We start from the raw sequence: 24147 nt of genomic DNA on the forward strand, positions 1-24147 counted from the left end.
TCGAAAGTCCCCATTCCGCTAATTTCATCAATATGGCACGGCTTTTATCCCGGATAATAAGGCATCCGTCCGCCCAAAACTCTGATCTGCATTCAATTCATTTATTGCAATACGATTCAACAGATTGATGTCAATCGGTAATTGTTCATTCGTCTAAGCAGATAGTGGATTACCGCCCAATAAATTGGTCATTTATCTGCAACCTTGAGGACATAACTACTTGTGTTGCAACTCGCGCCGTCCTTTTGAAATCATCACCCAACCGATGACGGTCAACAGCCCGCCTCCGATTGCCATTGGCAATACTAGGACGAACAACCAGAACAAAAACGCGGTGGCTGCATCGTTACGACCCGACGCCCCAAGGTTCGCGCCTTCCTGCATAGCTGGGCCAGCAACAAATATCGTAGCAAGCAAACCGAGGAGGATAACAGCTCCCAGCACAAAGCAGCCCCAACCCATTTGAAGTTTGCGGGTTTCAAATCGGGACAACCAAACAGCCCCCACAACTACCACGAGTAGCTGAACAAGCACTGTAATGATGATTGCACTATCAAGGCTGTCTGAATTGGCCGTTGCAGCAGTCACGGTGTCCATCTGGGCCGGAAAAAAGGCCATTGCCAATGGTGCCAAGAGACCATATCCAAAACGTGCCAACAAAATGCCAAATACAATACTAATAAGCCACTTGGTCCATACTGAGTTCATCAGACAACTTTCTTGCAGACCGTTTCGATCTGATTAAATCAGACCGGTGGTCTAACCGTTTGTTTTAACGCGCATCTTTTTCGAAAATGTTTCATTCTTTTCGGGATGCGCTTTACAAGCTCGTCTCGGCAAAAAATGCCTTATATCAACGAACACTAGACGGAAGATCGGAGAAAGGTCAATTCAGTATTGTCCACAGAACAGGCAATTGACTCACCTGTGGATGTTTGCAATGCGATAAAATGATTGCTTTCGTTCTGGCAGAAGATACGGAAGTTCCAAGGTTCCATTGCAAGCCGCGATCGATGCCAGCCTTAGTATAGGTATTAGATCATGATCAAGAAAGCATCTGAAATGAACAGAACACTGCGCGCACTTGTCCTGGCATCAACCATCAATGCAGTCTTTGCAATTTCTCATGTTGCCATTGGAAGTGCTGGACCTGCCGCAGGGGCTGAAGCAGCGATTGCACAGCAGGAAATGCAGGAACAACCGGCACCCGGAACGGACACTTTCGGACGCTCCCAATTCATTCTGTCTGGCAATCCGATCGTCCCGCCACGCGATTATGCTAAGGGATTGGAGGTTCCTGATACCGATGACTACAGTCCGGATGAAAGCGGAACGATCTACGATATTGCTTTTCTGGGGATCGAAAATGGGGAAATACAGTTTGAGGTTCGCGGCTACTCGATCGCAGATTTGAATTCTCCAGCGACAGGGCAGACCTCCCACTTTCCGCAAGATCAGAAGACCGTCGAAATACGCGATATCGTTATTGAAATTGAAGAAGTTACGGAAGGTAGCCTGACCTACACGATCGCATATCGGAAGTAATCGGTCGCTACGCAGTAAGCTTGGCCCATTCGGGCGCAGCGCCATCATCTTCAAGCCCGCCATTAAGCGCAAATTGATCTAGCGTCATAGCATCCAAAACGCCAACGATTGCCTCGCGGACAAGAAGCATCGAACGACGAACTTGACAGGCCTTATGATCCTCGCAATCTTCGCAAGGTTCATAGGCGGTACGGCTGGCACAGCGAATAGGCGCCAAAGGCCCATCCAGAACACGGATGGCCTGACCCATCGTGATTTCGCTGGCTGGTTTTGCCAAACTATAACCACCGCCCGGCCCCTTCTTCGAACGCAAAATACCATCGTTGCGCAACTCCAACAGGATTGCGTCAAGAAACTTTTTCGAAATGTTGTTTTTAGTGGCGATGTCGGCAACGAATGCGCTCTCCCCTGGGGAAAGCAAAGCGAGGTGCGCCAGCGCTTTGAGGCCGTATTTCCCCTTTTTCGTAAGCATAGAACAACCTCCGCCGATTTTATAAACGGAGGCTTTGCACTAAATCGAACGGATTAATAGTCTACCGCAACAGACCAAATGTCACATTCAGTCTGTTGCTTAATATCAGATTAGTGAGAAACGCACAGATCGCCTGAATGGGAAGTAGCGGATGCCTGCTTGTTCAGTTCGTAAAGTTCTGCGATTTCCGTCGCCACAAGCTCCTGAAGCTTCCATAGATTGCGATCGCGGATACCTTTTTCTTCCAGATGCTTGACTGTGAGATACAAATATTCCGCGCAGGACCCAATGTGTCCACAGGCACGCGCCAATGTTCGGGCCACCGTCTCAAGCGGTAAGCCGTTCAACACCCGCTCTCCGCGTGGTCCAGCCCAGAATGTAAGCGCCCGCACTGGTCCTTCAGGTGTCTCAAGTGACACCCAGCGAATGCTCGATGCGTCACTTATCGAGCTAATCTCTCGACGGATCATGCGTTGAATCTGGCCCAACCTGTCTTCGTCGGAGAGCCGGAAGGCAATTCCATTGCAACTGCCGCCACGCTTTAGAGCAAGCATTAAACCGGGCTGGCTTTGTGTGCCGCGCCAGCGTGTCAGCCTCAGGCAGAATGACCTATGCCAGCCCTTCAGTCCGCCATAACGCCAGTCGACGGCATTGAAATCCGGTTTCCATATAAGGGAGCCATAAGCGAACACCCATAATGAATCTTTGCCACTTTCAAGATACAGTTTTTCTGAAAGTTTTTGCACATCAAGATCAGTCATCGGAACCCTATTTGGTTCCGGCCCCCGATCTACTTCTGCCCGAATGCTCAGCGAAACCAATTCCTCAGTCAGCGTCATTCTGGATGCAAAATCAGTCAATGCACTTCTTCCTATTTAAACGAACCTTGTGCCAAGCCCCGGCTATTATGAAATGAAAATGCCCTCGTCCTCAAGCCCGCAAAGACGCCTTAGCATCGTCAAGCTGACGTATTTTCGAAAACAAAATTTCACGATCAGATAAATGTCGCTCAAACAGTGCGATGAAAATCGTATTGTCTGCGATATGCGGCAACGGGGCAGACTGAGCACGACGTAGGCTCTCATTCGCCTCCTGCTTGGCAGATTCAACAGCGGCCAATAGTGACGCAATGGTCCCTCGCGCTCTTCCGCTTTCGGCATAGCTCGGCGATGAAGAATGCTGATAATCTGACTGCGCTTGCATCATAATCACACCTCCTATCCATGGCATTTACGATCTAATGGTCTAGTGTTCATTGTAGCGTTTGCTATGCAGCAGAAACGAGGCAGTTCAAGCTATTCAAGTGCGGAAAGTAGGAATATCGACCTTTGTTAGACCGAGATTAATGGAAAAAAGTCCCATGAGAGAAGTGGCGGCCAAAGCCGCCATTCCATGGTTCACAGCTGAAAAGCTGCCTTACTATGAGATCAGAATGACCGCTGGAAACGGACCACACCCTGCCAGGCATCCTGACCTTTCAGGATTGAGTTCTTGTCATCCCATTTGGTGTAGGAAATCTGTGGCGTGATGGTGAAACCCGGAACCAGCTGATAGGCAACGTTTGCACTCGCTGCGAATGTTTTGGCACCTTCATAAGCCAGCTGAACGTTAAAGACTGCCTTACTGGTGGCTTTAAACTTGGCACCACCCCAAACGGCCCAATCACCGCCCCATGTTCCATAGAAACTGTCGATGACACGCACACCCCGATAGCTGCTGCTGCCGCCATCATGGACGACAGCGCCACCTGCATCGTAGTGAACATAGTGATCATCATTCGACTTGTATGCGCCCAGCAGCCAGAGAGAGAACTGTTCGGTTACATTGACATCAAGACGAACCTTGCTGGCCCATTCTTCGTTGACGGAATCATAGGCAACGACACCGGCAATCGAGCCCCAGCTCTGAGCATATTTCAAACCAGCAACCACGTGTGGTGTGTAGTCATCAATCACGCCATTCCAGTCGACATCAACATTGTTGCCCTGCTCAAAAGCAATAATGGCCGAAAAGCCGTTGCCGCCCTTGAATGTGTAGCTGATCTGATTGGTGCGATAACCACCGGCGCTGATAACATCGTCATTCAAAACATCACCGAAATATCCAGTGAAAGTGTAGAATGCCGTGTCATCCAGACCAACGCGCAGACCGCCAAGCTGGATGAACGCACGGTTGAGCGTCGTTCCGGCATCCACACCATTACCGAAATTGAACCGGGTTTCAGTAAAGGTCGAAAGCGTACCAAGCTCCGTTTCGGAAGCCGTCGATGTGCGTAATGTGAAACGCGTATTATTCGTCCAGCTATCATAGGACTTACCACGCGGGCTCAGATTATAAGCACTTCCGTCCGGAGCACGGCTGATACCTGCACCACGATAATAGACGTTATCGCCTCCCCTCAGGTCGTAACGAACATAACCATGGATACGCAGGCAGGTTTCCGTTCCCGGAATGTAGAAATAGCCCGCTCCGTAGGCATCACAGACACGCACATATTCTACAGCCTCCGGTTCCGGTGCTACAATTGCATCGGCTGCATTTGCGTGTGTCACCCCAAGAACAGCGAATGCCGAACCGATTACAGTGTTTTTCAGAATCATAATCATCCCCACTAACAACAAACAAAATCGTTCTATTTCAGAGGGATAATTCGATTAAGGCAATTATATCTAATTATTATAAAATATATGACAAATAATATTTCTTATAATAATATTCAAAATTGATATAATTACACAATTCAACAAAATTATATTCTATGGTCTCGACAAACAAAACTAATATAAATTATATAATATTGATTACTTGCTAATTATTTTCTTTTGAATTCAATAATAATCGAACCAGCCCCTAGTCAGCTATGACTGGTTCTTGAAACAGTGACAAATAGCGCTCTCCGCTATCAGGCAGAACGGCAACGATGGTCTTTCCCGCATTCTCCGGGCGCTTTGCGATTTGAAGGGCCGCAGCAATCGCAGCCCCGGAAGACGTACCGACTAGGAAGCCCTCTTCCCGCGCAACCGATAATGCGGCACGTCGAGCCTGCTCCGTCGTCACCGCAACAATTTCATCGACAATAGTCTTGTCGTAGTTTTCAGGCAGAATGGTCTCATCGATATCGGTGACTTTGTGAACGCCTTCAATGGTTTCAGCTTTTGGATTATCGGCAGAAGGCACAGAATCTGCCGTCGGCTCCACCAGAATGATGCGAAGAGATGATTTCTTTTCTTTCAGATATTTTCCCGCCCCTGAAATGGTCCCGCCAGTGCCCACTGTGCTGACCAGAATATCCACTTCGCCATCCGTGTCGTGCCAGATTTCCGGGCCAGTCGTTTCAAAATGGATTGCCGGATTGGCAGGATTGGACCGCTGGCCCGTATAATAAGCTCCCGGATTTTCGCTGCGAATGCGATCGAGCACCTTTTGCAACGCTCCCAATTCTAGCAATTCGTCATTATCAATCAGCACGATTTCAGACCCGAACTGACGCAGGATATTGATTTTGTCTTCGCTGATCGTATCACGCAGATAAAACTTCGTCCGATAGCCCTTTGCGGCAGCAACAGCCGCAATACCAATGCCGGTATTTCCGCTGGTCAGGTCTACCAGAAGATCACCCGGCTTAATCTTACCGGCACGCTCGGCATCCCGAATTATCCCCCACGCAGTACGGTCTTTAATGCTGCCAGCCGGATTGAGATATTCGATTTTTGCGAGAAGCCGCACAGAAACGTCATTGCTCTTCTGAAGGCGTGAGAAAGCAACCAGAGGCGTATTGCCGACAAGCTCCGAAAAGCCATTGCGTATTTTACCCATGATCCACTCCCTCTCGCCAACAGGCATCAAAATTCAACGTCTAATCTTCACCAGCTACTGAATTTTATTAAGAAAATTATTCACTTAGTTCGCCCGGCACATAGATTTGCAATCCACTGCAGGAGGCCTCTTTGCATTTATATTCGCGTAGCAACGCTGCTCGGATCATCATGAATGATGTCCTCTATTCGATAGACTGATCGGATTCGCACGAGCCTTACTGATAGCGGCCTCAAGGATCAAAGGCTCCGGCTTTTCATACCCTGACCATCGAAACCGTATCCAGCCATTCTGATCTACGAGAAAGCTTGCCCCATCGGCAGTTGGCGTCAGAAGCTGCACAGCCACAGCCGCAGTCTGGTCGGAAACATCGCATTGTGCCGGGATGCCATTGCTATCAACAGCAAAGGCTTCAAGCTGTTCGTCCTGAAGATGAAGCAGCCAGAAATTGTCGGATTGCCGACCGACCTCATGCCGTCTAGCCCCGCAATAGACCGTAATTCGCGGGCTTGCAGCCGGATAAACCGCACCATCAGGCTCAGGCAGACTGATCGTTCGGGCAGACGCAATCGTTCGGATATAATCTACCAGCGACCACCCGGTTTTCGCATCCAACACCGTTTCAAAACCGGGCATGGATTGCCGACCGTCTTGCAACTCCTTGCCATGCATGATCGCCCAGAAGACTTCACCGTCACTGCGATCAGCAAACAAGGGTGCTGTCAGATCGGGCGGCCATACAGGATAGCCGGTTGCCTGTTCACCGCGACCGCGCCCTTCATTGCCGTGACAGGACGCACAATTGCCTCCGAAAGCCGCAGCGCCCCGCGAAATTGCGATAGACGTATAGGATGTGGGCGAGCGCAGAAAACTGGCTTCGTTGGCCTCCTGAACAAACAATCCGATGCGCGGTGGCTGGAACAATGCAAAGCCGATAACTGTCACGATAACAATAGCTTGCCATCGCCATATAGACAGAAAAAGGCACCCAGTACCGATCAGAAATGCCAGCAGAAGTGGCTTGAAGCTCCGCCATGCGGCATCGACGAGAAACGCATCTCCCAGAACGTTGTCGCGCAAACGATAGGCGAAAGGCCAGATGATGTCTTCATGCACGCCGGGTGGTTGTGTCGCGAGAAGGGACGCCGCGAGAAACACTGCGATGCCGATTGTGCCCTCAACGATGAGTGCATAACGAAGCCCCTGCCCGCTCGCACCCTCGCGGCTCAGCCAGAAACGATTGAGTGCTGCAAGTGTCAGCATGGCGGCCAAAAGCGCGATCTTCACGATCATGATCCTGCCATAAGTGGTACCAACCAGCCCCGGCAAACCACCTGTCGAAAGCCATCCTGCAATGGTGGCACCAACAACAAGAATTGTAACAAAAACAATGCCATAAAGCGAAAATCGACGCGCGGCTTGCAAGCCGTCATCCCGCGAAACACGTAAGAGAAGATAGAGCGGAAGCAGCGAACCAAACCATAGCGCGCCTGCAATCACATGCGCAGAAACTGCCAGTGGTAGCCAAATAGTATCAGCTGCTGCGGCGTGCCCCATACGAATCTGGAGACCAAGCGCTAAAACAACGATCAAAAACAACAGGATACGGACGGCTTGAGACTTTATCGCATACGGCAGAAGCAAAGCAGCAAGCACGATTGCCAAAGCGCGCAGGCACGATCCAATGCCGAAGGCTGTGCTTAAAAGTCCGCTTGGGAGAAAGGCTAATGCATCAGAAAAACTATTCGCACCAGACAGCAGTGAGAACTGAAGCGGCACCCACAGAACCAGTCCAAAAGCGCTGGCTGCCACGGAATAGCCATAAAGTTGACGCCAGATTCTTACAAAAGCCGCAAGTTTGCCGTCACTTATTTCGCTTGGAACAAGCAAGATGCGGAAAAAAAGAGCGCCAGCGAGCATTGCGAGGCCAGCAAAATTGAGGCATCGCACAAGCGCAATGACAATATCAATTCCAGTCATTGCGCCCGGCAACCTTAATTAGTGATCTTGAACTTGAACGAGCCTTCGGTGCGGTGCGTATCGACCGACGCAGCGCCCCACTGAACCGTATAAGTACCCGGCTTCAAGACTGGCGGTGTGACCGAAATCGTCTTGGTGTTGCCGTCAATATGTTCAGGCTTACTGGTCTCGATAGTTGCCCCGCTCTCATCCTTGAGGGCAAGTTTGCTAAGACCGAGTTCCAGCGCTTCGGTATATTCGATGGAAACAGTGGCAGGCGTTTTATTGAGCACGGCGTCTTCGGCGGGCTCGGATTGTGCGAGATGAGCATGCGCATAAAGTTGCGTCATCGACCCCAATAAAAGGGCCGTTGTAAGAATTGCTTTTTTGAACATTTTTCTTTCCTGATTTTACCAGTCGGCATCCAGCCCAAGATGCGCAAGCGCCTGCCTGCGCAGTTCCGCCAGTCGCGGATCGCCGCGATGGCGCGGATCGCTGAGATCCACTTTAAGTTCGGCTTCGATGCTTGCCGGACGGTTGCCAAAGATGATGACCCGCTGTGCAAGGAAAATCGCTTCCTCGACATCATGCGTGACGAGCAATGTGGTAAAACCGTTGCGCTGCCAAAGATCGAGAAGCTCAGCCTGCATGGCAAGCCGCGTCAGGGAATCGAGTTTTCCTAGTGGCTCATCCAGAATGAGCAATTTCGGATCATTGACGAGCGCACGCGCCAAGGCTGCACGCTGCGCCATGCCGCCCGAAAGCTGGCGCGGATAGGCATTGGCAAAAGCCGACAATCCCACCAGTTCAATCGCTTCATCGATGCGATGCCCCTGAGTTTTCAGCACGCCACGCGCCTGAAGCCCCAAAGCAACATTGTCCCGCACCGTGCGCCATGGATAAAGTGTGGGGTCTTGAAAAACCACCACGCGCGACGGATTAGGTCCGAGGATTTCCTCGCCATCGGCAAGAATCTGCCCTTCGCTTGGCGGCTCCAGCCCGGCAGCGAGCCGCAAAAGCGTGCTCTTGCCGCAACCCGATGGACCCAAAATGGCGACAAACTCACCGGGTTTCACATTAAGCTCAATGTGGTTGAGAACCGGCAATGACTTGCCTTCAAGACCGAAGCGATGGCTTACATTCTCAACCTGAATATGAAAGCCACGGCTTTCATCAGTGGAGGCAGCAGGCGTTTGTTTGAGGGCAGCATTCACCATTTCACATCCCCCTTCTGCCAAGTCAGAACGCGATCACGCACCGTAAAGAGCAGCGTAATCAGCCCGGAAAACACAATCGCCATGATAATCAGCGCGCCATAAAGATTGTTATAGGCCGCCCAGCCTTGCGCCCATTGCAGATACCAGCCGAGACCGGACTTGACGCCCATCATTTCGGCGGCGACCAGCACCGAGAAAGATGCACCCAACCCCATGAAAAGGCCGACAAAAACATGCGGCAATGCTGCGGGGATTGCGACGCGCAGGATCAAGAACAACTGACTGGCGCCCAGCGTGCGTGCAACATCGTAATAGGCCTTATCGACACTCGCCACGCCCGACCATGTCAGAACCGTAAGCGGAAACCATGTCGCCAGTGCAATCAGAAAAACTGCAGCTGAAAAGCCCGATGGAAAGAAATAGAACGCCATCGGCAACAGTGCAGTCGATGGAATTGGCCCCAGAAACCGCAACACCGGATGAACCCAATAGCCGATTGCTTGTACCCAGCCGATGGAAATACCGGTCAGAAAACCAGCAATCGCACCGAGCACAAAACCCGAAGCCAGCAGTTTGAACGAGTTATACAGGCTGTCGAGCAGACGCGGCCAATCATCGAGATAGACTTCGAGCAGAGACGAAGGCGGCTGAAAAAACGGCACAGGGAGCCAGGCAAACTTGGCAGTAAGCAACTCCCAAACCCCAAAAAATACCGCCAGAGCCGTCAGCCATGGCGACCAGTAAACCAGCCTTTTGCCAAATGCCGGATAGACCGCAACCAATGCTGCACTGACTGCCAGAAGGATCGTCCAACCGATGAACAAGCCATTGGTTTCACGAACATAAAGCGGCTCGGCAAAGCCAACCACCACATTGGGAAGGAAGACGGAAATCGTACTGACGATAGCCCAGGCGATCACCGCCACAAACGGCCATAGCGAGCGGCGAAGCGCGGAGGGCAGAGCCTCCCGCGCGTCGTCCTTTGACGAGATATAGACTGTGTCAGGTGATGACATTGGCGACGATCTTTTCGGCAAATGCATCCGTATTGGTATTTGGCCGGATGACATTAATGATTTTGAGCTCATCCACGAACAGAGCGACATCCTTGCGTAAGGCATCGCCCGTCGAATGATGGTCATGCGTGTGACTGCGCAGGATACGCGCCACGTCCGTTGCAGAGACATTACCTGGAACGAAAGGTGCAAAGATTTCAGCGCTTTCATCTGGATGCGCTGCAGTCCAAGCCTGTGCTTCTACGATTGCACGCGACAAGGCGCTCGCAACTTCCGGCTCATCACGAACCAGACTGCCGCGCAGACCCAGCACACAGCAGGCGGAATTGACGTACTGACCATCAAGATTGGTCGCGACTTCCTTGAGACCATCACGCTCGCGCTGAAGGAAGGCGTGCGGATCATCGCCAGCCACGGCCTGTACTTCACCCTTCTTCAAGGCTTCCGCAAAAAGATCAGCCGGATATTGCAGCCACTCTATTTCGGTATCCGGATTGATGCCCTGCTTGGCCGCCTGAATGGCGAAGAAGTTGCGGATTGGGCTTGCCTGATCGCTGACGGCAACCTTCTTGCCTTTCAGATCAGCAATCGAATTGATACCTGAACCGGGTGCAGCCAGAAGACGCATACAGCCGCCATGCGTTCCGACCGTCAGCGATACGTCAAACCCCTGCTCCAGAGGCTTAAGCCAGCGCAGCGCCATGCCGATGCCGCCATCTGCCTTGCCGGTGGCAATTGCCTGAAGCAGCTGATCGGTTGGACCGGAGAAATTGACAGGCTCAACAGTCAGGCCATATTTCTCAAACAGTCCCTTTTTGAGTGCTACCGAAATTGGCGACTGACACACAGCCGTCTGCCCCCAGGCCAGCTTGATCACCCTTGGAGACGATGTAGTGCCTTGCGCAAAAGCCTTGCGCACAAAACCATTGGAACCACCAATGGTTGCAGCACCAAGACTAATCGCGGATGCCCCCAGAAAAGCACGCCGAGATAGATAAGATTTATTATTTTCGGAAGTCATGCAATCACCCCTACATATAAATACAGATGATTGAATTTACTTATCGAAGATTGATAATGGTAGAAATGTTTATTCAATTTATACTACGTAATTAAAATTTATTTCTTATTAATAATAACGAATATTCATACTGATAATACAAACCAAATAAAACGGAGATGGTACTCCCCGGTCATTTGCTAACCATCTTCACCGCTGATCATTAAAGACCAAGAAGCCTGTAGCCGCCGCCATGATAGAGAAGCGGCTCGCCGCCGCCGGTCACAATCTTCAGTGCCCGTCCGATAATGATAGCGTGGGTATGGCGCTCAATGACGTCCTCAACCGCGCAATCGACCGAAGCCAATGCGCCATGCAGTGCCAGCGCGCCGCTTTCCAATGCATACCATTCGCTACCCTCATACCGGTCAGCGCCCTTCACACCATCTTTTCCTGCAAAACGGTCTGCAATAGCCTGCTGACCAGCAGACAGAATGTTCAGGCAGAAATGGTTGTGGCGGCTGATCACTGGCCAGACTGAGGAACCACGGTTGATGTTCACGATGATTGTGGGAGGATCGACAGACAGTGCCGTCGCAGACGTCACCGTTGCGCCCGTGCGTCCTTCGTCAAACCCTGCTGTAACAACGCTTACCCCACCCGCAAGCTGTCGCATAGCTGCCTTGAGCTCGCCTGGAGAAACCTCGATATCTACAGGCTCTTCAACATACTGCGGAATACTCTCGCGGAGATATGTTACCGTTGATCCCATGTCTGTTTATTACTCCAGATTTATCAATCTGCCACACGGTAGCAGCGCTCGACAGATTGGCCGAGAATGCGCTTTCTATATTCGACTGATTTTGTAGAAAATTAAAACCAGCAGCGGCGCAATTACGCACCACTGCTCATTGTTCTTGGCGGTTAAGCTGATAAGCCGAGATTATCTTTCAATGTTTCTCCGGCATAATCGCTGCGGAACACACCTTTGTCCTGAAGGATCGGTACAACCTTCTCAACAAATTCGTCGAAGCCTCCGGGCGTAAGATGCGGAGCAAAAACGAACCCATCGGCTGCATCAGCCTGCACATAGGCGTTGATTTCGTCCGCTATCGTTTGCGGTGTGCCGACAAACTGCTGACGCGCTGTAACCTTAATAATCAGGTCACGGATGCTGAGCTTGTCACGTTCAGCGAGCTCGCGCCATGCACGCGCCGTATCAATGCGGTCATCATAGCGATTGGCGCGCCCGAGAGCCAATTGCTCGTGTGCAACATCCGGCTCCAATTCTGGAAGCGGTCCATCCGGATCATAATTTGAAAGATCGCGGTTCCAGACCTGCTCAAGAAACGTAATGGCAGATTTCGGGCTGACCTGCTGGAGACGGATTTCCCGCAGCTTTTCTTCTGCATCTTCCTGCGTATCGCCCAAAACAAAATTGGCTCCCGGCAGGATTTTCAACGAATCTGGACTACGACCATAATGAGCCAAACGCTGCTTCACATCGCGATAGAACTCTTTCCCGGCCTCCAATGTTCCATGACGCGAATAGATGACGTCGGCGTGGCTTGCTGCAAGATCCCGTCCGTCCTGCGAGTCTCCTGCCTGCGCAATAACGGGCGCGCCTTGCGGCAAAGGTGCGAGATCGGAGTGGCCAGCAATGTCGAAATGCTTGCCCCTGAAAGCAAAATCACCTCCAGCCCAGATTTTTTGCGCGGCATCAAGAAACTCGCGCGCACGATCATAGCGTTCGTTGAAGGGAAGATGATCACCTCGCCGGAAATTCGCGCCAGTAAATGCACCCGGCGACGTCACCACATTCCAGCCTGCACGCCCGCCGGAGAGAATGTCAAAAGTGGCAAGCTGCCGCGCAAGCGCATAAGGTTCGTTGAATGTGGTTGTTAGCGTACCAATAAGGCCCACATTTTCGGTGATTGCAGAGAGTGCGGTGAGAATAGCCACCGTATTGGGCCGACCAGCAACATCAAGCTCGTGAAGCTTTCCCTTTTGCTCGCGCACGCGCAAGCCTTCCGCAAGAAAGATGAAATCAAACTTGCCGCGCTCGACCGTTTCAGCAAAATGCCGGAATGAGGAAAACTCGATCTGGCTACCCGCTGCCGGATCGCTCCATACAGTGAAATTGTTGACGCCCGGAAACTGCGCTCCGAGAATAACCTGCTTCAGCTTTGTCATTTTCCCGGTTCCTTCGCTCAGGCGGCTGTTGAATAACGATTGATTGCTTCCGGCAGACCAAACCGCGTCCGCAGCGTGGTGCCTTCGCCGTTGTGAACAAGCTTGTGAGCCTGCAATGCGGGCAGCAGTTCTTTGAGAACGAAATCGCTTTGCGATTGCGGATCAGACAAGCGCAACCTTATGCCCGAAGCGCCCCATGCTTGGTTCTCAATAACGGCATCAATCGTTTCCTGAACACTTGGCTTGTCAGAAAGCGCGAGGTCGGCGACGACAAACGGCGCTGCGCGATCATGCACGGATGCGCTGGCAGCTCTGATAAGCTGCTCATCTGGTGTAACAAAAACCACATCCGCATTTCGGGCGACATTCAACTCATCAAGCTTTGAAAGCGTTGCAGCTACAATCGGCTGTCCCTGTGGTGGACGCGGCGTGATCGAAGGGCCGAGAACCCGGAAATTGTCGCTCTCAAAATTGATGTAATGCAGTTTGGACGCATCGAGAAACCGCTGCGTTTTCTTATCGCGAATAACTGCATCGTCTTCCCAGCTATCCCAAAGCCTGCGAATAACTTCGATTGCGTCTTGAGTGTCCGTTTTAAGCGCCTGTTGATCAAGCGAAGGATAACCATTCAATGCACCCAGCGCTTTGCTGGCTTCCAGATCGCGCTGTTTTGTGAGCTGCTGCACCAGCAGCCCAGCGCGCCCCTCGCTGACATAATCAAGCGTCGCAATGGCGGTCGAAACGTGAAAAGGTTCAAGAAAATTGACCGGAGCACCGGGGATGATACCAATATTGGTGAGACGTGGTGCAAGCCAGTTTGCCAGCAAGATGGCATCCAGCCCATCGCCGCCCTTGTGTGCAAACTCATCTTCCAGTGTCAGAAATGCAACTGCACCATCAAACGGTTTTGTCAGCTCCGTCCAGAACTGCCGCGATTGCTTGAGGCTGGCTCGAGGTGCGGCTGCGGCGCTGATACCCACGCCTAAGAGCAGGGCTTTAGACTGCGTCATGATTTTATTCCGATCGTAATTGAATGGATTGGATAACTAGCCAGCGCGAACGACGCTCAGCTCTGGCTTGCTTGCGCCCGAGGCGGGAAGAAGCCGCGCAAAGTCAGTGAGTATTTGCGCATAATCCTCGGCATGAAATTCGTAAGGCAGCTCCAGCCGAAATTCGGAGACAAGCGGCAGAACAGGATCGGCTGCGAGTGTTTCCAGAATTTGCTCTGTCGTGCCCACAATATCGGGCAGAAACAAAGTGCGGCGCGGACCATGGGCGAAACCCGTTCGCTTGTCGCGTTCGGCGGCGAATTCCGCATAGCGGCGGCGCGCATCCGGACTGGCGCTGTCAGTGGGAAGGATCACCCGACCAAGTGCAACATGCGGCGCACGTTCACGCACCCATTCCTGACGGAACCGTTCTATGAGTGCTTTTTGGGCTGTCAGAAAATCATCCGTGTTCTCACCGCTAACAATGTTTCCTGTCAGAAGATTAAACCCAGCCCGCCCCGCCCAACGTGCTGAATTCTGTGATCCACCGCCATACCAGAGGCGGTCGGTCAGCCCTTTGGCAAAGGGTCTTAAACGCGGAATTTGTGCTCCAGCGGAATTGCCTGCTTCGGTTTCGTCTGAAAGTGGTTCTGACCGCAGTGCCTGTGCCAGTTTTTCTGCACGCGCATGACTGTAATCAGCGATTGGAGCTGCATCCACAAAATCAGCGATCAAATGCCCAAAGGGCGGCGCGCCGACCGAAACACCGACATTCAGCCTGCCATGGGACAGTAAATCCACCGTCGCCAGATCTTCAGCCAGCCGGAACGGATTTTCATAACCAAGCTGAATGACCGCCGTACCAAGCCCGATGCGTTGCGTCCGCTGCGAGGCCGCGGCGAGAAATGTAGTGGCAGATGAAATACCGCGCTCCAGATGGCGCTGGCGCACCCATGCGCTGTCATATCCCAGCCGCTCTCCAAGCTCGAAAAGCTGTAAGGTGGCTTCTAACCCCTGTACAGGATCATTCTCCCGATGACTGCCGGGAATGAGAAAGGCAAAATGTTCAATCTTTGAAAGAGGCATGGTTCGTTTCCCTTCTCACGCGGCAGTTTCGCGATAGCTTTGCAGCCGCGCTAGAATTTTTGCTTCTTGTACTGCTTTGCGCTCCTGCACCCGCTGTGTTGCCTCTTCAAATGAGGCAGATGCCGGATAGATTGGGGTGGAAATCAGCTGCCCCGACTTAACACCTATATGCTTTTCAAAAGGCAGCGAGCGGTATTGCTGCACATCAACCGACGTGTCGAAAAGTGGACGATAACCGAGCGAAATATAAAGCGCGGTTGCTTCCGGCTGGCGAAAGCCGGTGGATAGATAGGCGCGCGTGTAGCCTAAATCACCAGCACTCTCTTCAAGCGCCAACACAATGCGTCGAGCCAACCCCTGCCTTCGCAAATGCGATGCCGTCCAGATACGTTTAAGTTCCACTGTCTCGTCGTCGTGGCTCATATAAGCGCCACCAGCGATGGTTTCGCCATTGCGCTGAAGCAGCAGAAAACCACCAAGCGGAGCCGAAAATGCCTCTGTCGGATAGCGTAGGATTTCCGTTCGCGCGCCACCAGGACGATCAAGATTGCCGTATCGACCGTCATATTCTTGCACCAGCCCATCAATGAGAGGCTGCGCTGCCGGGTCCAAAAGAGAGGACTGGATAATAGTATCAACCATAGAATGCCTCCGCTGAAACAAATCCTGTCCGACGTGTATTGAGTGGAAGCAAAAAGCCACCATCGAACAGTATCTTCCTTTAACGGTGCATCTTTGTTGGGCTGTTTGCACGGCATGAACGTTTAATGAGTGCGCAAATATTGGAAGATCGTTGCTCGATTAATATTCTACAAAAAACATAGATTACATCTTCATTGAATTTGTTAGTGAGGATGAAATGCCCTACGCGCTTAGTTTTCTCGATAAGAGCCCCATTCATGATGGAGAAGCAGCCAAAGAGGCGTTGGCCCGCACGATTAAGCTTGCGCAGAAGGCAGAAACATTTGGCTTTCACCGTTTTTGGGTGGCAGAGCATCACAACTCACCGGGGCTTGCCAGTTCGTCACCGGAGGTACTGATCGGGTTTTTGTTGGCTCATACCCATCATATCCGGATTGGTTCTGGCGGCGTGATGCTGCAGCATTACAGCGCGTATAAAGTCGCTGAGAACTTTAATCTGCTTGCATCACTTGCCCCGGGAAGGGTCGATTTGGGCGTCGGGAAAGCACCGGGCGGCCTGCCACTTTCAACCCGCGCACTGCAAGGGGCTTATGACCCGGACCGAAAGCCGTCCTTTAAACAGCAACTCGCAGAGCTTGATGGCTTTCTCGATCATGGTTCAGAGAAATCAGATGATGAAAATGGCATTGCCGCATATCCAGTGCCGCCGCACAAGCCCGAACGCTTCCTGTTGGGAGCGAGCGTCGAAAGTGCGGAGCTTGCTGCTCGCCTCGGATGGGATTTTGTCTACGCCGGACACATTCAGGGCGATCCGGCAGCAATAAAAGAAGCGGTTGAAGCCTATCGGGCAATTGCGAACCGCCCTGCCATTTTGGCCGTCAGCGTTATTGTTGCTGAGAGCGATGCTGAGGCGGAAAAACTGGCAGGCGATATTCGTCGCTTCCGTGTTTCGGTCGAAGGCCTACAGCCGGTCAATGTCGGCAGCCACGAACAGGCGCTTGAATATGTGCGGCAGGCCGGTGCCACACAATACAGCATCGAAGAGCGCACGCCCCGTGTCGTCCGTGGCACAGCCTTGCATGTTCACACTGAACTTCAGCGCCTGCATCGTGAGTTGGACATCGCTGAATTCGTTATCGACTGCCCTGTCTCAGAAGGCAGGCATCGTCTCAAAACCATTGAGCTGCTCGCCAATAGTCGCCCGGCAATCGCGGCATAACCTCCCCATTTTCCCCGACACTGGATATTCAACGTGGTAACAAGACGAGCTTTTCTGGCTGGCGCCAGCGCCCTTACCCTGATCATTGCCGCTGGTGCTGAAATCACTTCAGCCAAAGCGAATGCTGAACCCGTCAGCGGTGGTTCTCTCACATGGGGTGTGGAGACAGAGCCAACCACACTTAACCCCCATTTGAACGGTCAGGCCAAAGCCAAGCTCATCTTACGCAACAGCTATGAATCCCTTTTGGCCCGCACACCGGAGGGTGGTTATGTACCGTGGCTCGCCAAGAGCTATGAAGTTTCTGAAGACGGCAAGACCTACACGTTTAAACTTCGCGACGGCGTGAAGTTCTCGGATGGTGAGAAATTCGATGCGGCGGCTGTTGCTCTCAACTTTAGCAAACTCAAAGAACCCACTTATTCGGGAAGCATCAGTGCAGGCCATGTCGCGCGTGTCAGCGAAGTAACCGCCGTTGATCCACTCACAGTCGTCATAAAACTCGACCGCGTTTACGCGCCCTTTCTGGATGGTGCTGCGGGCATAGAACTGATCTCGCCCAAAGCATTCGAGTCTACACAGCTGAAGGCTGGTGGAACAGAAGTCGCAGGAACCGGCCCATTTGTTATCGACCGTTATATCAAGGGTCAGGAAATCCGTTTCGTTAAAAACCCGGATTATAATTGGGCGCCCGAAAATGCCGCTCATCAAGGCCCGGCCTATCTCAATGATGTGACCTATCGTTTCCTGCCTGAATCCTCAGTGCGTATCGGCGCACTCACTTCCGGGCAGATTGATGCCGCAGAAGGCATCTCGGGCAATGATGCCCAACTTTTCAAGGATAACCCGGAATTTAGCTACCAAACTTCAATCAATACCGGAACGCCTTATACGCTCTATCTCAACATCACCCGCGAACCCACTTCCGACGTCAATGTGCGTAAAGCAGTGCTGGCTGCCGTCGATGTCGAACGCATCATTCAGTCGGTTTATCGCGGTGAACGTGAACGTGCCTGGGGCATTCTTACCCCCGCCGACACCGATTTTTATGACAAGTCGATTGAAGGCACTTACGGGTTTAATCCGGAAATTGCCAATAAGCTTCTCGATGACGCTGGTTGGACGGAACGCGATGCGGATGGCTTCCGCACCAAAGACGGCAAACGCCTGACAATCGAGGTTGTGCAGTCACAATCCACAGTGCGCGACCAGCGGGATATTCTGTTGCAGGCGGTGCAGGCACAGGCCCGACAGAATGCGGGCATCGATGTTGCGCTGCAATATGTCGATGCGGGCACCTATTCCAGTCGTCAGAAAGACGGCGAATACGGCATCATTCCAAACTCGACCACGACGCAGGAAAACGGCGTCACCATCTATTTCCATTATCTGCCACGCCATAAGGGCGGTTCAATCAACTATAGCCGTACAGAAGACCCCAGAGTCTCCCAATGGTTGGAACAAGGCGCTTCCACGCTCGATCCCAAAAAGCGCTTTGAGACTTACGCAGAATTGCAACGTTTTGCGCTGCTCGAACAGGCGTATGGCCTGCCGCTCTACGTTCCTGCCGATCAAATCGTCGCATCATCCCGCGTTCAAGGCATTGGTTTCCGCCCTTTCAAGCGGCTTCCGGAAAATGCCTACGACATCTGGCTTCAAGAATAGAGCGTATTTCCGAAAACCGTTCACACTTTTCGGGATGCGCTCTCATACCATCCTTCTTACGAGAGACCGATACATGCTTAATCGCCGATATTTCCTGACACTCGGAACCGCACTTTTCGCAGCGGTTGCACTGCCAAAACTCGCATTCGCGGAAGATGCCAAACCCGTTGAAGGTGGCAAGCTGGTCTGGGGTGTTGAAACCCAGCCTGCAACACTCAATCCGCAGCTTAATGGTCAGGACAAAACCAAGCTTCTGCTGCGCAATGCTTATGAATCGCTGCTCGCACGCACCGCTGACGGCGGTTACGTATCTTGGCTTGCGAAAGATCATAAGATTTCGGACGACGGTAAAACCTACACATTCACGCTACGCGATGATGTGAAGTTTACGGACGGGGAAAAATTCAACGCGGAAGCTGTTGTTGCCAATATCACGGCGCTCAAAGATGCAGCCTATTCCGGCAGCACGAGCACCGGACCCGTGTCGCGCATTGCAGAAGCGAAAGCGCTTGACGAAAACACAGTCAGTTTCACGCTCAAGGGCATTTACGCGCCATTTCTCGATTATATTGCCAGCCTCGAAATTCTCTCGCCTGCTGCATTCAAATCCGAAGAAATCAAATCCGGCGGACCTGAGGTTGCAGGAACCGGTCCTTTCATTTTGAAGCGCTATGCCAAAGGACAGGAACTCAACTTCGTAAAAAACCCGGATTACAACTGGGCACCGGCAAATGCCGGTCATCAGGGTCCAGCCTATCTTGATGAAGTGACCTATCGTTTCTTGGGCGAGTCCTCGGTCAGAACCGGCGCTCTTACGTCTGGTCAGGTTGATGTCATTGAGGGTGTGTCCGGCAATGATGCAGCCTTGTTCAAGGACAATCCTGATTTCACCTATCAGACGGCTTTGAACACCGGCACGCCTTATTCGCTTTTCCTCAATGTCGAATGGGGGCCGACGCAGGAGCTTAATGTTCGCAAGGCGCTGGTTGCAGCGATTGATGTCGATGCCGTTCTCAAGTCTGTCTATCGCGGGGAACGCACCCGCGCATGGGGCATCACTTCGCCGATTGATCCGCAGTTCTACGACAAAAGCATCGAAGGAAAATACGGCGCCAATCCAGAGCTTGCCAACAAACTTCTCGATGAAGCAGGCTGGACCGAACGCAATGCGGAAGGCTTCCGCACCAAGGATGGCAAGCCACTGACCATTGAAGTTATTCAGGCACAGGCAACCGTGCGTGATCAGCGCGATGTTCTCTTGCAGGCTTTGCAGGCACAGGCGCGCCAGAGTGCGGGCATTGATCTCAAGATCGTTTATGTGGATGCCGGAACTTACACAGATCGCCGCAAGACCGGCGATTTTGGCTCGATTGCCAATTCCAATACGCCAACCGACGCTATCGATATCGAGCTGCATTACCTACCACTCGATAAGGGCGGTTACATCAATTACAGCCGCGCTTCAGCGCCCGAATTGGCGCAATGGCTGAATGGAGCCGCCTCAACGCTCGATCAAACCAAACGGTTTGAGCTTTACAGCAAACTGCAAAACTTCGCCATTTTGGATCAGGCCTATGCCTTGCCGCTGTACGAGCCTGAAGATCAGGTTGCGGCTGCAAGCTATGTCAAAAGCATCAGCTTCCGTCCATTCAAGCAACTTCCTGAAAGCGCTTACGACATCTGGCGCAGCGAATAAACACGCCGTCCTGCGGACTTCGGCACAGAGGAGCTACAGATCATGGATGCTGAAAATACCACGACCATCGGTCGCGCACCCGCAAGCTGGTTGCCCCGGCGTTTTGGAGTCCCGCGTAACAGCCTTACGGGACAAATCACTCTTCGCATAAGTTCAGGCCTGCTGGTTCTTTGGGCCGCGATCACGCTGAGCTTCATCAGCGTCCACCTCGCGCCGGGCGACATCGTCAGCATACTGATTGGCGAGCAGTTGCGTACGCCGGACGTTGAAGCTGCCATTCGCGCAGAATGGGGGCTGGATGATCCCATTTTCATGCAATACCTGTCCTATCTCGGACGTATTCTGCATGGCGATTTTGGCCGCTCTTATTATCTGCAGACAGACGTTTCACAGCTGCTGTTTTCGCAGATGTGGCCGACGCTAAAGCTCGCAGGGGCCGCGCTTTTTGTGGCAATCGTCTTTGCCGTGGGCAGCGCTGTTTTGACAGCCGGTAAAAAGCTGCCACGCTCAATCGCAGCGGGCACAGAACTTGTACTGATTTCGACGCCATCCTTCTGGCTTGGCATCGTTCTGCTCTTCGTCTTCTCCTTCACACTCAAGCTATTTCCGGTGTCGGGCGACAGAAATTTCGCAGCACTTGTTCTGCCAGCTTTGTCGCTAGGTTTGTCTTTAGGCGCGGTCATTGGACAGGTTTTGCGCGAAGGTCTGGAACGCGCGCTGGAAGAACCCTTTGCGCTCACCGTGCGCAGCTGGGGGACAAACAATCTTGTGCTGCGTTTGAGACATGGTCTGCGCCATGCATCGCTGCCCGCAGTTACGCTTACAGGCTGGCTGATTGGTGGACTTCTTTCAGGGGCCGTCATTACCGAAGCCGTCTTCGGACGTCCCGGTCTTGGGCGCATCACCGTTGATGCAGTGCTTTATCACGACCTACCGGTGGTGCTGGCTGTCGCTATCTTCTCGGCGTTTATCTATGTGGTGATGAGCACCATCGTTGATGTGCTCTATCTGCTGATTGATCCGCGCCTGAGAACCGAAGGCCGGAGATAGATCATGAGTGTCACCCCCGCACTTGAAACACACTCAACGGCAAAACCCGCTGGCACAAGCTTACGTAATCTGGCCCGATTGGTCCTTTCGCGCCCGGCACTGGCACTACCATCGCTCTTTCTAACGCTAATTGCCGTTGCAACGCTCTGGCCGGGTTTACTTACAACGGCCGATCCATTGCTAGCCGATCCGCTACAGGCACAATTGCCGCCTTCGGCAGAACATTGGTTTGGCACCGATCATCTGGGCCGTGACGTGTTTTCCCGCGTGGTTCACGGTGCGCGCTATTCCGTACTGATCGGCTTTAGTGCTGTGGCTATCGGTGCCATTGCTGGCTCGATTTTGGGGCTGCTGGCTGGACTATCGCGCGGCCTGATCGATGAAACGATTTCGCGTTTTCTCGATGTGGTGTCTTCGTTTCCCGATCTGCTGCTGGCTCTTGTTTTCATCTCGTTCACAGGACCGGGCACCGTCAATCTGATCTTTGCACTCGGGGTCGCCATCATTCCGCGTTTCGCCCGCGTCGTGCGCGCGCAAACCTTTGTTATTGCGCAAAGCGGTTATGTCGAGCAGGCGAAAACATTTGGGCTGAAGCGTCACATCCTCGCGTTGCGGCACGTATTGCCCCACGCCATTGCGCAGGTACCAATCCTTGCAACAATCGGACTTGGCACAGCGATCATCAGCGCTGCGGGCTTGAGCTTTCTTGGCATGGGACCGCAACCGCCAGCACCGGAATGGGGCGCGATGCTCTCAGAAGCGCGCAATTATCTGCGTGTTGCATGGTGGATTGGCGTCTGGCCCGGCCTGGCCATCACACTCACCGTTATCTCCATCAGCATTCTCGGACGCCGCTGGCAACTTGCCTTTGAAGGCCGGAGGCAGTCATGACCACGCCCCTTGTTGAAATCCGAAACCTTTCGATCAGTTTTCAGCGTGAAGATCAGACATTGAAAGTCGTGGAAGGCATCAATCTGACCATTTATCCCGGTGAGACGATGGCGCTTGTCGGAGAGTCCGGTTCGGGCAAGTCGGTGACGGCACGAGCACTGATCGGACTTTCAGGTCCAAGTGCAATCGTCAAGGCTGACCTTTTCGAGATCGATGGTCTGAATGTCCTTGATTATCGCGACAAGCAATGGCGGGGTTTGCGCGGCAACAAGATCGGTTTTGTCCTACAGGACGCGCTGGTTTCGCTCGATCCGCTACGTCGTATCTCGCAACAGCTTTCCGACGCCTTCGGGACAACAAGCTTTTTCCGGCAGCCGGATGTCACGGATCGTAGCAAGGCATTGCTGCGCTCGGTCGGCATTCCCGACCCTGATCGCAGATTGCTGCAATATCCACATCAGCTTTCCGGCGGCTTGCGGCAACGCGCACTGATCGCAACAGCGGTTGCGCGTTCGCCGTCGCTGTTGATTGCGGACGAGCCAACCACAGCGCTTGATGCGACGGTTCAGAAACAGATACTTGATCTCCTTGCGGAGCGTCGCCGCGCTGGCCACACACTTCTTCTGATCAGCCATGATCTTGCCGTCGTCTCGCGGCTGGCGGATCGCGTTCTGGTCATGCACAATGGCCGGATCGTTGAGGAAGGCCCGACAAAACAGATCCTCAATGCGCCGAAGGAAGCCTATACCCGACATTTGCTTGAAGCCGTACCGTCGGCCGGATCGCGGGGCTATCGGCTATCGCCAGCACAGCCGCACCAACCTCAAGTCAGGGTGGCCCTGCCAGCAAAGCGCATCGATGAGAGCACCAATGTTCTGGAAGCCAAAGGGCTTTTCAAACATTATGGCAAAGCCAACACGCCTTTGGCCGTCAATGATGTCTCGTTCTCGCTGAAAGCTGGTGAAGCGCTCGGCATTGTCGGAGAATCCGGCTCTGGCAAAACCACTGTTGCAAAGATCGTTCTGGGACTCACAGAACCCGATCAGGGTACAGTGCATATTGATGGCAAGCTCTGGAGCAATCTGCGCGAGGAGCAACGTCGCGAACAACGTGCGCATATGCAACTGATTGCGCAGGATGCGCTAAGCTCATTCGACCCGCGTTATACGGTTGAAAAGATCGTCGGTGAAAGCCTTGATTCAGTTCATATCTATGGTGATGAACGTCGCAAGCGCGTGGTGGAAGTGCTGGATGCCGTCCGTTTGGGATCCCAGTTTCTTAAGCGCTATCCCCGTGAATTGTCGGGCGGCCAGCGCCAGCGTGTCGCCATCGCGCGTGCCTTTGCACCGAGTCCGAAACTTCTGATCGCCGATGAGCCTGTGAGCGCGCTTGATGTGTCGGTGCAGGCTCAGGTACTTGACCTTCTGGCTGAGCTACAAGCTGCCTCCGGCACGTCACTTCTGTTCATTTCACATGACCTTGGCGTCGTTCATCATCTGACAGACCGCGTTCTGGTGATGAAAGATGGCCGCATTGTTGAAAGCGGCGCCGTTGAACGCGTCTTTTCCCAACCACAGCACAATTACACACGCGCCCTGCTGGATGCCGTTCCAACGATCAGCGCCGCTTAGCTTACTATTTAACGCGCATCTTTTCCGAAAACCGTTTCACGCTTTTCGGGATGCGCTTCT

Annotated in this window: 23 protein-coding genes; 7 read left to right on the forward strand and 16 right to left on the reverse strand. The window is 52.7% G+C overall.

The features are described from left to right. Positions 1-216: 216 nt before the first annotated feature. Positions 217-708: a hypothetical protein gene (locus CES85_RS02360; protein WP_095444464.1), complete on the reverse strand. Its 492-nt coding sequence runs from the start codon at positions 706-708 to the stop codon at positions 217-219. A gap of 333 nt (positions 709-1041) precedes the next feature. Here CES85_RS02360 and CES85_RS02365 point away from each other — a divergent pair, with 333 nt between their 5' ends. Further along, a complete protein-coding gene (locus CES85_RS02365; protein ID WP_244923199.1) occupies positions 1042-1545 on the forward strand; it encodes a hypothetical protein in 504 nt (167 codons plus the stop codon). A gap of 7 nt (positions 1546-1552) precedes the next feature. Here CES85_RS02365 and CES85_RS02370 read toward each other — a convergent pair whose 3' ends face one another. The 15 genes from CES85_RS02370 to CES85_RS02440 form a co-directional block, all read right to left on the reverse strand. After that, positions 1553-2017: an RrF2 family transcriptional regulator gene (locus CES85_RS02370; RefSeq protein WP_095444465.1), complete on the reverse strand. Its 465-nt coding sequence runs from the start codon at positions 2015-2017 to the stop codon at positions 1553-1555. A 110-nt stretch (positions 2018-2127) separates the two neighbouring features. Continuing rightward, on the reverse strand, positions 2128-2856 hold the full coding sequence (locus CES85_RS02375; protein ID WP_167388269.1) for a gamma-glutamylcyclotransferase: 729 nt from the start codon (positions 2854-2856) through the stop codon (positions 2128-2130). Positions 2857-2947: 91 nt separating this feature from the next. Further along, entirely contained in the window at positions 2948-3223 is a 276-nt protein-coding gene (locus CES85_RS02380; RefSeq protein WP_244923200.1) for a hypothetical protein, read from the reverse strand. Positions 3224-3444: 221 nt separating this feature from the next. Then, positions 3445-4617 carry a porin gene (locus CES85_RS02385; RefSeq protein WP_095445666.1) on the reverse strand — a complete coding sequence of 391 codons (1173 nt, stop codon included), beginning with the start codon at positions 4615-4617 and terminating at the stop codon, positions 3445-3447. Between the two features lie 250 nt (positions 4618-4867). Next, positions 4868-5833 (reverse strand): PLP-dependent cysteine synthase family protein, encoded by a 966-nt coding sequence (locus CES85_RS02390; RefSeq protein ID WP_095444467.1) that lies wholly within the window; start codon positions 5831-5833, stop codon positions 4868-4870. Positions 5834-6001: 168 nt separating this feature from the next. After that, positions 6002-7813: a CopD family protein gene (locus CES85_RS02395; protein ID WP_095444468.1), complete on the reverse strand. Its 1812-nt coding sequence runs from the start codon at positions 7811-7813 to the stop codon at positions 6002-6004. Positions 7814-7827: 14 nt separating this feature from the next. Next, entirely contained in the window at positions 7828-8187 is a 360-nt protein-coding gene (locus tag CES85_RS02400) for a copper resistance CopC family protein (RefSeq protein ID WP_095444469.1), read from the reverse strand. Between the two features lie 15 nt (positions 8188-8202). Beyond that, entirely contained in the window at positions 8203-9009 is an 807-nt protein-coding gene (locus CES85_RS02405) for an ABC transporter ATP-binding protein (protein WP_095444470.1), read from the reverse strand. Beyond that, on the reverse strand, positions 9003-10025 hold the full coding sequence (locus CES85_RS02410) for an ABC transporter permease (RefSeq protein WP_095444471.1): 1023 nt from the start codon (positions 10023-10025) through the stop codon (positions 9003-9005). The genes CES85_RS02405 and CES85_RS02410 overlap by 7 nt, the downstream gene beginning before the upstream one ends. Next, complete coding sequence (locus CES85_RS02415) at positions 10012-11046, reverse strand: ABC transporter substrate-binding protein (protein WP_244923201.1); 1035 nt, start codon at positions 11044-11046, stop codon at positions 10012-10014. Before CES85_RS02415 ends, CES85_RS02410 begins: the two co-directional genes overlap by 14 nt. 202 nt (positions 11047-11248) lie before the next feature. Next, entirely contained in the window at positions 11249-11797 is a 549-nt protein-coding gene (locus CES85_RS02420; RefSeq protein WP_095444472.1) for a flavin reductase family protein, read from the reverse strand. Between the two features lie 152 nt (positions 11798-11949). After that, on the reverse strand, positions 11950-13218 hold the full coding sequence (locus tag CES85_RS02425) for an LLM class flavin-dependent oxidoreductase (RefSeq protein ID WP_095444473.1): 1269 nt from the start codon (positions 13216-13218) through the stop codon (positions 11950-11952). Positions 13219-13235: 17 nt separating this feature from the next. Beyond that, positions 13236-14228 (reverse strand): LLM class flavin-dependent oxidoreductase, encoded by a 993-nt coding sequence (locus CES85_RS02430; RefSeq protein ID WP_095444474.1) that lies wholly within the window; start codon positions 14226-14228, stop codon positions 13236-13238. A 36-nt stretch (positions 14229-14264) separates the two neighbouring features. After that, positions 14265-15293 (reverse strand): LLM class flavin-dependent oxidoreductase, encoded by a 1029-nt coding sequence (locus tag CES85_RS02435; RefSeq protein ID WP_095444475.1) that lies wholly within the window; start codon positions 15291-15293, stop codon positions 14265-14267. Between the two features lie 15 nt (positions 15294-15308). After that, positions 15309-15935 (reverse strand): GNAT family N-acetyltransferase, encoded by a 627-nt coding sequence (locus CES85_RS02440; protein WP_095444476.1) that lies wholly within the window; start codon positions 15933-15935, stop codon positions 15309-15311. A 217-nt stretch (positions 15936-16152) separates the two neighbouring features. Between CES85_RS02440 and CES85_RS02445 the strand changes: the two genes are divergently transcribed. From CES85_RS02445 to CES85_RS02470, 6 genes are all read left to right on the forward strand, one after another. Further along, positions 16153-17154 (forward strand): LLM class flavin-dependent oxidoreductase, encoded by a 1002-nt coding sequence (locus CES85_RS02445; protein WP_095444477.1) that lies wholly within the window; start codon positions 16153-16155, stop codon positions 17152-17154. Positions 17155-17187: 33 nt separating this feature from the next. Beyond that, on the forward strand, positions 17188-18819 hold the full coding sequence (locus tag CES85_RS02450) for an ABC transporter substrate-binding protein (RefSeq protein WP_095444478.1): 1632 nt from the start codon (positions 17188-17190) through the stop codon (positions 18817-18819). Between the two features lie 73 nt (positions 18820-18892). Continuing rightward, complete coding sequence (locus CES85_RS02455; RefSeq protein ID WP_095444479.1) at positions 18893-20515, forward strand: ABC transporter substrate-binding protein; 1623 nt, start codon at positions 18893-18895, stop codon at positions 20513-20515. A gap of 42 nt (positions 20516-20557) precedes the next feature. Continuing rightward, entirely contained in the window at positions 20558-21565 is a 1008-nt protein-coding gene (locus CES85_RS02460) for an ABC transporter permease (protein ID WP_095444480.1), read from the forward strand. Positions 21566-21568: 3 nt separating this feature from the next. After that, on the forward strand, positions 21569-22456 hold the full coding sequence (locus CES85_RS02465; RefSeq protein WP_095444481.1) for an ABC transporter permease: 888 nt from the start codon (positions 21569-21571) through the stop codon (positions 22454-22456). Further along, positions 22453-24087, forward strand: a complete 1635-nt coding sequence (locus CES85_RS02470; protein WP_095444482.1) for a dipeptide ABC transporter ATP-binding protein — start codon at positions 22453-22455, stop codon at positions 24085-24087. Before CES85_RS02465 ends, CES85_RS02470 begins: the two co-directional genes overlap by 4 nt. Positions 24088-24147 lie beyond the last annotated feature (60 nt).

The sequence above is a fragment of the Ochrobactrum quorumnocens genome (assembly GCF_002278035.1).
GTDB classification, from domain to species: Bacteria; Pseudomonadota; Alphaproteobacteria; order Rhizobiales; family Rhizobiaceae; genus Brucella; species Brucella quorumnocens.

Bases quoted from the DNA above. Each gene is read 5' to 3' on its own strand.
- CES85_RS02360 (WP_095444464.1), bottom strand. From the start codon at position 708: ATGAACTCAGTATGGACCAAGTGGCTTATTAGTATTGTATTTGGCATT.
- CES85_RS02365 (WP_244923199.1), top strand. From the start codon at position 1,042: ATGATCAAGAAAGCATCTGAAATGAACAGAACACTGCGCGCACTTGTC.
- CES85_RS02370 (WP_095444465.1), bottom strand. From the start codon at position 2,017: ATGCTTACGAAAAAGGGGAAATACGGCCTCAAAGCGCTGGCGCACCTC.
- CES85_RS02375 (WP_167388269.1), bottom strand. From the start codon at position 2,856: ATGACGCTGACTGAGGAATTGGTTTCGCTGAGCATTCGGGCAGAAGTA.
- CES85_RS02380 (WP_244923200.1), bottom strand. From the start codon at position 3,223: ATGATGCAAGCGCAGTCAGATTATCAGCATTCTTCATCGCCGAGCTAT.
- CES85_RS02385 (WP_095445666.1), bottom strand. From the start codon at position 4,617: ATGATTCTGAAAAACACTGTAATCGGTTCGGCATTCGCTGTTCTTGGG.
- CES85_RS02390 (WP_095444467.1), bottom strand. From the start codon at position 5,833: ATGGGTAAAATACGCAATGGCTTTTCGGAGCTTGTCGGCAATACGCCT.
- CES85_RS02395 (WP_095444468.1), bottom strand. From the start codon at position 7,813: ATGACTGGAATTGATATTGTCATTGCGCTTGTGCGATGCCTCAATTTT.
- CES85_RS02400 (WP_095444469.1), bottom strand. From the start codon at position 8,187: ATGTTCAAAAAAGCAATTCTTACAACGGCCCTTTTATTGGGGTCGATG.
- CES85_RS02405 (WP_095444470.1), bottom strand. From the start codon at position 9,009: ATGGTGAATGCTGCCCTCAAACAAACGCCTGCTGCCTCCACTGATGAA.
- CES85_RS02410 (WP_095444471.1), bottom strand. From the start codon at position 10,025: ATGTCATCACCTGACACAGTCTATATCTCGTCAAAGGACGACGCGCGG.
- CES85_RS02415 (WP_244923201.1), bottom strand. From the start codon at position 11,046: ATGACTTCCGAAAATAATAAATCTTATCTATCTCGGCGTGCTTTTCTG.
- CES85_RS02420 (WP_095444472.1), bottom strand. From the start codon at position 11,797: ATGGGATCAACGGTAACATATCTCCGCGAGAGTATTCCGCAGTATGTT.
- CES85_RS02425 (WP_095444473.1), bottom strand. From the start codon at position 13,218: ATGACAAAGCTGAAGCAGGTTATTCTCGGAGCGCAGTTTCCGGGCGTC.
- CES85_RS02430 (WP_095444474.1), bottom strand. From the start codon at position 14,228: ATGACGCAGTCTAAAGCCCTGCTCTTAGGCGTGGGTATCAGCGCCGCA.
- CES85_RS02435 (WP_095444475.1), bottom strand. From the start codon at position 15,293: ATGCCTCTTTCAAAGATTGAACATTTTGCCTTTCTCATTCCCGGCAGT.
- CES85_RS02440 (WP_095444476.1), bottom strand. From the start codon at position 15,935: ATGGTTGATACTATTATCCAGTCCTCTCTTTTGGACCCGGCAGCGCAG.
- CES85_RS02445 (WP_095444477.1), top strand. From the start codon at position 16,153: ATGCCCTACGCGCTTAGTTTTCTCGATAAGAGCCCCATTCATGATGGA.
- CES85_RS02455 (WP_095444479.1), top strand. From the start codon at position 18,893: ATGCTTAATCGCCGATATTTCCTGACACTCGGAACCGCACTTTTCGCA.
- CES85_RS02460 (WP_095444480.1), top strand. From the start codon at position 20,558: ATGGATGCTGAAAATACCACGACCATCGGTCGCGCACCCGCAAGCTGG.
- CES85_RS02465 (WP_095444481.1), top strand. From the start codon at position 21,569: ATGAGTGTCACCCCCGCACTTGAAACACACTCAACGGCAAAACCCGCT.
- CES85_RS02470 (WP_095444482.1), top strand. From the start codon at position 22,453: ATGACCACGCCCCTTGTTGAAATCCGAAACCTTTCGATCAGTTTTCAG.